The organism is Neolewinella aurantiaca (genome assembly GCF_008014675.1).
Classification (GTDB): domain Bacteria; phylum Bacteroidota; class Bacteroidia; order Chitinophagales; family Saprospiraceae; genus Neolewinella; species Neolewinella aurantiaca.
Window position 1 is genome coordinate 87,289 of sequence record NZ_VOXD01000026.1, and the last position, 11,188, is coordinate 98,476.

Here is an 11,188-nt window from a genome sequence, read left to right on the forward strand (position 1 = left end):
AAAGCAGGTACATGTTGCGACAATAAGTTTTTTCTACCGACATTGCGAAGCAAAATTCCCCCATCCAAAAACTCAAGTCCCTTGACCTTAGATTCTATCGCCATCCGCGACCCCCAGGTACCCAGTTTCAATCCTCCGCATCAGGTTCCGCTGGTAGCGGCCTCCAGTTTTGTTTTCGATACTATTGAAGAAGGCATGGCTATTTTCTCTGGCGAGCAGCCAGGCCACGTTTACGGCCGGTTCGGCAACCCCACTATTGATGCCGCAGCCAATAAAATTGCCGCACTGGAAGGGTTCGGCCTGGACGAACAAGCCGCAGGAATGTTCTGCTCCAGCGGCATGAGTGCCATCGCTACTGTTTTTCTCGGCGTCTGCGAAGCAGACGAGGTGGTGCTTACCCAAGCCGACCTCTACGGCGGCACCACCGGTCTGCTGCAGCAACTCGGCAAGCGCGGCATCGGGATGGAAACGGTGGATTTGCGCGACGCAGCAGCAGTAGAGGCAGCTCTCAAGGCCAACCCCGCCATTCGCATCGTTTATGTCGAAACGCCCTCCAACCCTACCCTGCGGGTAACGGACCTGACCAAACTGGCAGAACTTGCTCACGCCCATGGTGCACTGCTGGTAGCCGACAATACATTTGCGACGCCCTTCGTGCAACGTCCGCTTTCATTCGGGGCCGACATCGTGGTACACTCCACCACCAAATTCCTGAACGGGCACGGAACGGGTATTGCGGGGGCGATTGTTTGCCGCGACGCAGAACTGATGGCCGAAAAACTCATTCCCGTTTACCGGCTCTACGGCGGCAGCGGCAACCCCTGGGACGCCTGGCTGGTGCTGAACGGACTCAAAACCCTGCCCCTGCGGATGGAACGTCACAGCCAGAACGCACAGGCCGTTGCGGAATGGCTGGTGGCCCACCCAAAAGTCACCCGCGTCAACTATCCCGGTTTGCCGGGCCACCCGGACGAGGCGACCGTCAAAAAGCAAATGGTCCAGTGCGGCGGTATGCTCAGCTTTGAGCTCTCCGGCGGTACCGAAGCCGGGATGGCCTTCATGAACCGGATCAAATTCTGTACCCTCACGCCGACCCTCGGCGATGTGGACACGCTGGTTCTCCACCCCGCCACCATGAGCCACCGGGGTGTAGACCCCGCCGTGCGCGCAGCGCACGGTATCCCGGACGGGTTGGTGCGCCTGTCCGTCGGTGTTGAAGCCGTGGCGGATATAATTGCGGACCTGGAGCAAGCCATTGGGTAGTTTAATTGAAGCAGGTTGCAGTGCGTTTCGGGTACGAACAAAACATTCACGTTCTCCTACCGAAAGCTTGAATGTTGGTACCCGGAGCGTGCTGTGACCGGACTGATCAACTTAACCGAGCCATTTACCCTGAAACTCCGCTCCTTCTTTGCTCATCACGACGTCGAGCAATGCACCTGCGTCCGCGCCCGTATGCATCAGTTCCGCGTGGGCATCCTTGAGGAATCTCTCCGCGACCATGTGGCCGAGTAAAGCGGAAAGGTGATCATAGTAGCCATTTACGTTGTAAAGCCCGCAGTGTTTTTGATGGATACCAAGCTGCGTCCAGGTAAAGACCTCGATGATCTCTTCCAGAGTTCCGATGCCGCCGGGCATCGCGATGAAAGCGTCGGATGCCTCGGCCATCGCCAGTTTGCGTTCGTGCATCGTCTCGGTGACGATCAATTCCGTCAGGCCGGTGTGGCCTACTTCCATATCGACAAGAAACTGAGGAATCACGCCGAGTACGGTGCCGCCCAGGCGCAGCACTTCGTCGGCTACCGTTCCCATCAGGCCGACGGAGCCGGCCCCGTAAACCAGGCGTAAATTCCGCTCAACAATGGCGGCAGCCATGGCCTTAGCGGCTTCGGCATAAACGGGATCGGCACCAGACGAGGAACCACAAAATATAGCTACAGATTGCATAGGTCGTTTTTTGGCCGGCAAGGTAGGAACATCGGGCAGAACTCAGGAAGTTACTCCCCAAACTCAAGTTCCTGGTAAGACGCATATAACTCTTCTGCTCCGGCAAGGTCACCTGACGGCGGTAGCGTACGAATGGGCGCAGTATTGCCCTCCAGCAATTCAGTAATCAATGCCTGACAGCACCTTGCCTCGGCAGCGTAGCCGAACGTAAAATGATCACTGAGTTCTGCGGTCATTACCTCAAGAATTTCACACAGGCTCTCCGCAGGCCGGCGCCCGCCGTAAGAAGCCCGAACGCTGCGCAAATAGGCGGACAGCGGCCAGTAGAGGATGCCATCGTACCCATTGGGAGAAAGAAAGAAAAGAGCCTCCCCCATCCGTAAAATATCGGTCTCATTTGCGTAGGGACGGCGCTCCAGCAACTGGCGCAGAAGGTCCGACACCACCTCGTAAAAATCGAAGTCGAACCGGTCACGTTCCTGGCTCAGCTGACCAATTACGAACATCGTAAAGTTGTGGATCTCAGTCCGGGGCAGATGCTCAAGGGCCAGGGCCAGCTCCGGTACATCCTCAATGCGGCAACGGGTAAAACGACTGTTGAACCGCCCGGTGTAAGCAGAAAACAGCCGGTGGCAGAGGCGCAATCCGACTGCATCCGTATTGATGGCAAACGTATAGCCAACCTGCGGTTGGCGCCAGAAAGTGAACCGATCAACCCGCCTTGAAAGGCGGTCGACCCGCCGGGCCAGGAAAGCAGAAAAGACTGCGGAAAAACGGTCAGAGGAAAGTGTACTAATGGGTAAAAGAGGCATTCCAGCAAAGTGTTTGGTGTTTACTCAAAGATACAACATTACAAACAAAAATGAAACTTAAATGTGCATTTTATTTGCAATGAAACTTATTTGATTACACAAAACACGTTCTCAACTCCCTCATTCTCATTTTAGTCTTATACTCCTTGCCGGCCGGTCACAAAAACCTCTCTATTTTACGCCCACCATTGCCCCGCTGACTACACCTGAGTCAGAGGCATTTGAGTTTGAACAAACCAAACAATTCTCCAACTATCGATACGCTGTACCTTCCTTCTCCTTCAGACTTTCTTACGGCCCTCTTCAATGAATTGGAACGATCCCCAGGCCTTCTGGACCACCTTCAACTCGATCACCTGTGCTACCGCGTGGAAACCACAGAGCGCTACGAAGAACTCAAATCCGCGCTGCTGCAAGACAACGAGCTGTTAGTCGAATCCCCAATCAAAGGCCGTCAGATTTCCACCTTCCGTATGGCGGAGCCCTTTCAGTTTCGGGGCAGAGATATCTGGCTGTTAGAATTGCCGGAACCCAAGCCAGGCAGCCCCTACCCGGAAGGTTGGGAACACGTTGAGTTTGTTACCGACCGGCCACTGGCAGCGTTCTCCGACTGGATCACAGAACATCTGGGCATTCAGGAGACCGATATCGACCGCTCAGGCGTAAACAAGCCCCTGAACGCAGACCTGCGGCTGCGGTTGAAAGGAGGTCTCAGCGTTAAATTTCACGAACTGCCATTGGATGAGGTAATCCGGATAGAGCTGGGAGGTTAACAACCTCTGGCAACTATGTTAAGCCCTGAACAATTATAACATTTTGGGAAAATTCCGGATGAGTAAAAATGAATTCCACGCGTTTACAACTCGTAATCCTTTGGTTTTTATCTGGTTTGCTGTACAACAAATGGCTGCGACCTGACCTTCTATTCTTACAACCTCTATTTGCCCATGAATCGCCGTAACTTCCTCACCACCACTGCCATTACTGCTCTGTCCGCCGCGCCAATGACCCGCCTGTTCACCAGGGGGTACCGGCCTGCGGCCGATCCAAAACTCACGATGCTGCGTGGCAACGTTGGATACTACACCAACCGGGGTGGCACCATCGGTGTGTACCTTCCCGGTGGTATGCCTGAGGGTGGAGTTATTGTCGACACCCAGTTTCCGGATGCTGCCAATACACTTTTGGCAATGCTGAAGGAAAAAGGCAAACTCACTCAATTCGGTGTATTGGCCAACACCCACCACCACGGAGACCATACTTCTGGCAATACCGTTTTTGCGGGCCTCGCCGGAACGCACGTCAGCCACGAGCGGGCTAAACAAAACCTGATCGACAGCCTCGCCCAAAAAGGAGAAGAAGGGTCTGTTGCGCTGCCCTCCACCACTTTCGATGGCAGCTGGAGTACCAACCTGCCCGACGGCAAAGAATCCATCAGTCTCAATTACTTCGGTAAAGCCCACACCGGTGGCGACGCGGTGGTACATTTCGAAAACGCAAACGTTGCTCACCTGGGCGATCTGCTCTTCAACCGGCGCTTCCCCTACATTGATCCGGAGGCGGGCGGCAACATCGTGAACTGGCCCAACGTACTTAAAGACATTCGTAAAGCCTATAACAAAGACACCCTCTTCATTTTTGGCCATGCCGCCGATGACTACCCGGTAGTAGGTACCTCTGCCGACATCAAGGCTTTTGAGCTGTACCTGAAATCGCTGCGCAGATACGTGAAGAAGGAAACGAAAAGAGGTACCAGCCTTGAAGAATTGAAGAAGAAAACCACTATCATCCCCGGAGCTCCCGAGTGGAAATTCGGAGAAAAACTCCGGGATGTAAACCTGGAAGTGATGTACAAGCAACTCAAGCGATAGCCAGGTTGACCTCTGGTTAAATCACTGCGATGTTCCCTGGCTGATACCGCTGAACAACGCAGAGGTTGCTTTACCAACTCACCGCTTCGCCGTCGCGGAAGAAGCCACCGTTGGGGCCATCTTTGGGGATGAGCGCAGCCCAAACGATGGAAGCAGCGCCTTCGGAAACATCGCGGGGGGCATCCTGCCCGCCCATCGCTGTACGCACCCAGCCGGGGCAAACGGAGTTCACCTTCACTTTTGTGCCTTCAAGGTCAGCGGCCATCTTCAGGGTTACCATGTTGAGGGCACATTTCGACATGGAGTACGCCGGCGTACCGGGCCATGAATCCTTGAACGACCCCGAGCTGCTGGAAACATTGACGATTCGTCCTGCGTCACTCTTTTCCAGCAGCGGCATCAGTGCTTTGCTCACCCGCCAGGGCCCGAGGGTGTTAACGCGGAAGGCTTCTTCGACGATGCTGAAATCAGCGTTCAGGGTATTCTGGTAGGTATCGTAATGAATGCCGGCGTTATTGACGAGAACATCCAGGTGATCGTATTTCTCCAGAAGGTATTCGGTTAATTCGGCTATGCTTTGGCCGTCGGCGACGTCGAGTTGGTGAAAGTCGACGTCGAGGCCTTCAGCACGAAATTCTTCGGCTACGGATCGGCCTGCTTCCGAGCGGCTGGTCAGGATCACTTTGAAGCTTTTTTTGGCGAGTTGGCGGGCGGTTTCTTTGCCGAGGCCCCGGTTCGCGCCGGTTACTAGTGCGGTTTGCATATTGGTTCTTTGGTTGGTTGGAATTTTGGTTCGTTTGGGTTTCGTACGCAGGGAGTTCGTTGTCAGTCCGCTCACTGAAAGAGCTTCAGGACGGACGCTAAGACAGCGCCTGCGACACCAGCTCGTGGAAGCGGTGTACGCCCGTTTCCCGCGTCGGCGAGAAGCGCCCTGTATCGTAGAAGCGGGATTTGAGGCCGCGCTGTACGGCTTCCACCACAAACTCATCCTCCCGTTCCGTCTTCTCGGCAAGTTGTGCTCCGTTCATGAGACCGAAAGTTTCCATATCGTGGATATAGTAAAGGAACTCTACCTTGGTGAACGTGGAAGTTACCGGCCGCACAACGTTGAACTGGATGCCCCAGGGGTAAACGTTGAGCATGAAGTTCGGATAAGCCCAAATATAGTAAGCCGTAACGTCGCGGCCGTAATCAGGATGTCCTTCGGGTAGGTCGAAGGTAAAGTCGGTCCCGCTGGCGTAGCCGATCTGCGTCACGACCTGTTCGTAGCATTCGGTGGTATAACTGCCGTAATCGAGAAGCGCGCCAAGGTCGTTGTGGACGAAAGGGACGTGGAAACCTTCCATGTAATTATCGATGTACAAAGCCCAGTGGGCGCTTACGTTGTACACCTTCGTCAGCTCGGGGCGGAAGGTGAAGGATTCGATGTCGAGGAAGTAAAGCCGTTCGTCCAGCCGGCGGGTGATGGCGTCAAAATCAATGCGCGGGTCGGGGCTCGTGAAGAGGAATTGCCGCCATTTCCTGAGGGGTAATTCGTGGAGGTGATCGCAGGGGCGGGGGAAGTCTTCGGCTTCTTTGAACTCGGGCATGTACTCGAACTTTCCGTCGAGCGAGAAGCGGCGACCGTGGTACTTGCAGGTGATTTTGCGCGCCTGCGTTGGGTGCTGGGCCAGCAGCATCCCCCGGTGGGTGCAGACGTTGGAGAGGCACTTCACCCCATCATCGGTTTTAGACAGCAGCAGCGGTTCGTCGAGGTAATTCTCCAGCAGCCAGACGGGGTGAATGTTTTCTGGCCCGGCGAAGAGGCGTTGTTCGTCGCCCAGGAACTGCCAGCTGCGGGCGAAGATTTTTTCCTTCGCAGCCTCCCAGGGCGCAGGGTTGGTATAAAAATCAGCAGGCAGAGTCTCGGCTTTCCGGATATCGGGGTTAATCGAATTGTTCATGGGCTAAAGTTATGGTTTTACCCGGCTCCCACCCTGCTCTTCAAAAGCGTTTTTTGCATCCTGCGTTCGCGCCAAAAAGCCATTTGGCGCGAGCGCAGGATGCAAGGAAAGTTGACCGGCACAGCTCGTTGCAAAAAGGGTTAAGCTATCCGCTTATTCCTGTTTGTCCACCGCCGCCAAAGGGCTGCGGCCGACACCAAAAACCACACTCCTTCCAATAAAACGAAAGGCAGGTACTCCATGAGCACCGACGCGAGGCATGCCAGGAACGCCCCGGTGAAGTTGAGCAGCACGTAGGTCAGGTCATCGGTGTCGAGCCACTTGCGGAGGTTGAAGAAGTAGGCCAGCAAAATCAGGGAAACGCCGGCAAAGCCCAAATAATCTGTTGGTGTCATGATCGGTATATTTTAGCTTGGTCAAATCAAAATGTCCGGAAATTACCCCGGTTGCAAATGCTACGGTCTGGCGAGGCACTATTGGATATAAATGGACCCCACCGATAAATATCGATAATTTACCGCCCATCGCTGCGCCAGGCGTCCTGGCGGAACAAAAAAAGCCTCCCGGATATTCCGGGAGGCCGTGGTCATATTCATTATCGGAAACGCGCCAATGATTAGACGGTTGTCAGGTCCTCTTTTAAAATTTCGACATTGCTTTGGTAAGCGGTTGCTTTGGTGAGTTCTTCCCAGGTTTCGAGTTGCTTGCGCTCGCGCTGCATTTGTTTGTCGATGTTGTCGTAAGCATCCAAGCCGAGGGCGAGGAAGAGCGGCGGATTTTCCACTTCGGTGATTTTGAGCATGGCTTTGGCGGCTTTGGCCGGGTCGCCCTGTTCATCGTCGAACTCTTCGTACTGTCCGCCGAGGTTTTCCATCACTTTTTCACGGATGGGCTTATAGGCTTCGATCTTGTTCTTCGCTTCAGCCAGGGAGCGGCCACCGAAGTCGGTACGGAACACGCCCGGTTCGACCAGGATTACTTTGATGCCGAACGGAGCGACTTCCTGCGCAAGTCCTTTACTTAGTCCTTCCAGTGCGTGCTTAGTGGAGGAATAGAGGCCGAAAGCGGGGAAAGATATGCGTCCTGCTACGGACGACATGTTCAGGATAGTACCAGATTGCTGCTCGCGCATGATCGGGAGTACCTCCTGCGTGAGACGGATCAACCCAAAGATATTGACGTTGAATTGCGCCATTATTTCTTTAGTGGAAAATTCCTCCAGTGCGCCGAAAGTGCCGTAACCAGCGTTGTTGTGCAGCACGTCGATGCGGCCGAATTTATCCGTTGCCTGCTTCACTGCGCTAACAATCTGATCCTCTTCGAGGACGTCGAGTGGCAATGACAGTGCGGTTTCAGGATAATCTTTTTCGAAATGCTTCACGTCGTCGACGTTACGACTGGTAGCTACCACTTTGTAGCCTTTTTCCAGAAGGAGCTTGGCTTGTTCTTCGCCGAAGCCTGAAGAAGCACCGGTTATGAACCACACTGTTTCGGATGGATTTGATTTGAAGTCAGACATAATCTTAATATTTGGTTAGGCTACTGTAACGGCCACAGAGAGCTGGCTGTTCGAACACCTTAACTTCTTCGCCAACTGCAACGCAGTATTCGGTTCGGTGCAATTTGTTTGAAAGATTTTTCTACTTATCTTACCATACCGTAACGAACTCACATTCAGTGTAATCTATGGGTAAGTACTATTTCACACAAGCACACCCTACATGACACGGAAGACACTATTCGCTACCCTCCTTTTTCTATTTTGCTGTCAGTTTCTGGCCGCCCAGTCTTGTCCGCCGGGGACTTTCTTAGGTGATACCGGTTGCCAGACGTGCCCTCCCGGCACCGTTCAGCCTAACGATGGCCAATCCAGTTGCTTCAGTTGCGCTGCGGGGAGTGTACCCAACTCCGCTAAAACCGCTTGTGTGTTATGCCACGCCGGAACATACAGCAACGGACAAACATGCGTCTCCTGCCCAGCCGGAATGATTTCGCCCGGGCCCGGAGCAACTGAGTGTACTTCGTGCGGACCAGGCTCGATACCTAACGGTAGCCAAACCGACTGCATATTATGTCCCGCCGGCACCTACGACAACGGGCAAGGTTGCGTACCCTGCTCCCCAGGAACAGTATCCACCGGCCCCGGAGCAACTGAATGTACTTCGTGCGGACCGGGATCGATACCTAACGGTAGCCAAACCGACTGCATACTATGTCCCGTTGGAACCTATGACAACGGACAAGGCTGCGTATCCTGCCCCGCCGGAACCGTTTCTTCAATAGAGGGTGCCACAGAATGCACCTCCTGCGGTCCGGGCTCCGTCCCTAACGCAGACCAATCAGCTTGTGAACTTTGTCCTGCCGGCACCTACCAAAGTGGCCCGGAATGCTTCACTTGTCCGCCGGGAACCATTTCTCCCGGAAACGGCGCCGAGGTCTGTACTTCCTGCCCAGCAGGATCAATCCCTAACGCAAACCAAACCGCCTGTGAGCAATGCCCCGCAGGAACTTATCAAAGTGGTCAGAGTTGCATCCCCTGCTCCCCGGGAACCGTATCCACCGGCCCAGGAGCAACTGAATGTACTTCGTGCGGACCGGGATCGATACCTAACGGTAGCCAAACCGACTGCATACGATGTCCCGTTGGAACCTACGACAACGGACAAGGCTGCGTATCCTGCCCCGCCGGAACCGTTTCTTCAATAGAGGGTGCCACAGAATGCACCTCCTGCGGACCGGGCTCCGTCCCTAACGCAGACCAATCAGCTTGTGAACTTTGTCCTGCCGGCACCTATCAGGCCAACGGACAGTGTATCACTTGTCCTGACGGGACCGGTTCTGATCCTGGATCAGAATCCTGTACCGTACTCCCCGTTGAGCTTATCCGTTTCACAGGTTCTGTCTCCGGCAAAAACCTGGTTTTGGAGTGGGCAACCGCTCGGGAGGAAGACTTCAGTCACTTTTCCTTGGAGATGTCTGCCTCAGATGACTTTTCAGAACTGGCAAACATTCCGGGTACGGGTAGTGAGACCGCCGGGGCTAATTACCGGTACTCCTACAGTGCTGACCAGGTCGGCGTACATTACTTCCGCCTTCGGCAGGTAGACCTGGATGGAAGCGAGGTACTGTCTTCGGTGGTAGTACTGAACGCTACCGATCCTGGCGCAACCAGGGTCTTCCCTAATCCGGTGGATGATCGATTGTTTGTTGAACAGAGTAACCCGGACCAACCGTTCATCGTAACGGTTTATTCGGTAGATGGCCAGCGAGTGTCTCAGCGCAATTACTCGGCCGGAGCAAATGTTTCGATACCAACTTCCGATTGGGTTGCCGGAGTGTATCTCGTGGTGGTTGCCCAAGGAAGCCGGTCTGAACACTTCAGGATAGTACGGCGATAACCGATACTGGCTGGCGTAACTCTCGACCTACTGTTTTACCAGCTTTACCGTACTGCTGCGCATCCCGCTGGTAAACGTTGCCAGGTAAACTCCTGGCGCGAGGTCACCTGTTGTCCATTGCAAGCCATTTCCCAGATCGTCCTCTTTGAGCAAGCGCCCGGCCAGGTCGCGCAGGCTGACCGTTATGGTCTCACCAGGGTGGTTTTCTGACGGCGTGAAATTCAGTTGGGTTTTGAAGGGGTTGGGGTGGGATTTGATGGTGAGGTCTCGGTGCAGTTCAGTCACAGGGGTAAGCCAGATATTACAGTCAGACAAATCGCCTACACAGTATTCAACGATGCTATTTATACAGCAGCCAATGAGAAGAGCTGACCCACCTGAGGTCGGACCATACTTCGAGCCGATTCCTTCGATGTAGCTGCCGTCATCCGCTCTCTGGACGCGGCGCACCTGACCGAAACTGAACTCTTCACCTACTTCGTAGATGACCGGAGCACCTGCATTGGGGTCAAAACCCGCTCCCCGCAGCGTATCACCTACTTCCAGTTTGTAGTCATGCAGCAGTACATCCTCCGAAAATTCAGCCGCGCCACTGAAAGTACTTCTCACCTTCCCGTACACCCTCCGCTCTGCAATATCGTCCCGTAGAAGGGCAATCAATTCCCGTTCGGGAAACACGTTGTACGGCCGTGCCAGCGGTGGATCGGTGTGTTCATCCATAATGTGATCAATCACCTGTTGGTAAAGCTTCTTGTAATCACGTCCATCCACCGTAGTATCCCCTTCAATTCTTCGAACGAAGGATAGATATGGGAAGTGTGGTGTTTCACTATCTTCAATTACCCAATTCGCTCCTTCTACGGCGGTGGGGAGGTAAGGAGCGTCCTGCGCATGTAAACCTGATATTGCTGCGCAAAGTACTAAGAGTAATAGGATAAAATATTTCATGGTTAATGATGATTAAGAGCTTGTTGGGGAATTTCGTGAGCGACCAAAAGTGGTTGTTAGCCTGTTTTAAAAAGTGATCAAACAAACTAAAACAGGCAAAGGCGATACACCCCGCTGACTAACAACCAATGGAAAGTTATAAAAAAAATTTCTGAACTGGAAGAGAAAACGCAAACTAAACTTACGAGTAGTATTTAATGCCATTCTCTATGTTACCCGAACCGGAGTTCAATGGCGTAATTTATCACAGACTAGATTTCCCGCTTGGG

12 protein-coding genes are annotated in these 11,188 nt (G+C 53.7%); 5 read left to right on the top strand and 7 right to left on the bottom strand.

The genetic code is table 11. The annotated features are described in order from the left end of the window. The first annotated feature begins 81 nt into the window (after nucleotides 1–81). Nucleotides 82–1,263 (top strand): trans-sulfuration enzyme family protein, encoded by a 1,182-nt coding sequence (locus FUA23_RS16140; protein WP_147931794.1) that lies wholly within the window; start codon nucleotides 82–84, stop codon nucleotides 1,261–1,263. Nucleotides 1,264–1,374: 111 nt separating this feature from the next. Here FUA23_RS16140 and FUA23_RS16145 read toward each other — a convergent pair whose 3' ends face one another. Then, the gene (locus FUA23_RS16145; RefSeq protein WP_147931795.1) at nucleotides 1,375–1,947 is read right to left on the bottom strand and encodes an LOG family protein; all 573 of its coding nucleotides are present in this window, start codon (nucleotides 1,945–1,947) and stop codon (nucleotides 1,375–1,377) included. Nucleotides 1,948–1,997: 50 nt separating this feature from the next. Further along, nucleotides 1,998–2,759: a hypothetical protein gene (locus FUA23_RS16150; protein ID WP_147931796.1), complete on the bottom strand. Its 762-nt coding sequence runs from the start codon at nucleotides 2,757–2,759 to the stop codon at nucleotides 1,998–2,000. Between the two features lie 227 nt (nucleotides 2,760–2,986). Between FUA23_RS16150 and FUA23_RS16155 the strand changes: the two genes are divergently transcribed. Next, entirely contained in the window at nucleotides 2,987–3,532 is a 546-nt protein-coding gene (locus tag FUA23_RS16155) for a VOC family protein (RefSeq protein WP_187271095.1), read from the top strand. 174 nt (nucleotides 3,533–3,706) lie between these two features. Next, on the top strand, nucleotides 3,707–4,630 hold the full coding sequence (locus tag FUA23_RS16160) for an MBL fold metallo-hydrolase (protein WP_147931798.1): 924 nt from the start codon (nucleotides 3,707–3,709) through the stop codon (nucleotides 4,628–4,630). A 70-nt stretch (nucleotides 4,631–4,700) separates the two neighbouring features. Here FUA23_RS16160 and FUA23_RS16165 read toward each other — a convergent pair whose 3' ends face one another. The 4 genes from FUA23_RS16165 to FUA23_RS16180 all read right to left on the bottom strand — a co-directional run bounded on the left by FUA23_RS16165 (nucleotide 4,701) and on the right by FUA23_RS16180 (nucleotide 8,092). Beyond that, a complete protein-coding gene (locus FUA23_RS16165; RefSeq protein WP_147931799.1) occupies nucleotides 4,701–5,393 on the bottom strand; it encodes an SDR family oxidoreductase in 693 nt (230 codons plus the stop codon). Nucleotides 5,394–5,490: 97 nt separating this feature from the next. Beyond that, nucleotides 5,491–6,573 carry an aromatic ring-hydroxylating oxygenase subunit alpha gene (locus FUA23_RS16170; RefSeq protein ID WP_147931800.1) on the bottom strand — a complete coding sequence of 361 codons (1,083 nt, stop codon included), beginning with the start codon at nucleotides 6,571–6,573 and terminating at the stop codon, nucleotides 5,491–5,493. 140 nt (nucleotides 6,574–6,713) lie between these two features. Continuing rightward, complete coding sequence (locus FUA23_RS16175; protein ID WP_147931801.1) at nucleotides 6,714–6,968, bottom strand: CBU_0592 family membrane protein; 255 nt, start codon at nucleotides 6,966–6,968, stop codon at nucleotides 6,714–6,716. A gap of 221 nt (nucleotides 6,969–7,189) precedes the next feature. Next, the gene (locus FUA23_RS16180) at nucleotides 7,190–8,092 is read right to left on the bottom strand and encodes an oxidoreductase (protein WP_147931802.1); all 903 of its coding nucleotides are present in this window, start codon (nucleotides 8,090–8,092) and stop codon (nucleotides 7,190–7,192) included. Between the two features lie 202 nt (nucleotides 8,093–8,294). Here FUA23_RS16180 and FUA23_RS22590 point away from each other — a divergent pair, with 202 nt between their 5' ends. Continuing rightward, complete coding sequence (locus FUA23_RS22590) at nucleotides 8,295–9,971, top strand: T9SS type A sorting domain-containing protein (RefSeq protein WP_147931803.1); 1,677 nt, start codon at nucleotides 8,295–8,297, stop codon at nucleotides 9,969–9,971. 27 nt (nucleotides 9,972–9,998) lie between these two features. Here the strand turns inward: FUA23_RS22590 and FUA23_RS16190 are convergent, their stop codons facing one another. After that, complete coding sequence (locus FUA23_RS16190; RefSeq protein WP_147931804.1) at nucleotides 9,999–10,919, bottom strand: T9SS type A sorting domain-containing protein; 921 nt, start codon at nucleotides 10,917–10,919, stop codon at nucleotides 9,999–10,001. Nucleotides 10,920–11,070: 151 nt separating this feature from the next. On the opposite strand from FUA23_RS16190, the gene FUA23_RS23160 reads away from it, so the two are divergent. After that, a partial coding sequence (locus FUA23_RS23160; RefSeq protein WP_147931808.1) for a transposase occupies nucleotides 11,071–11,188 on the top strand: 118 nt, incomplete at its 3' end.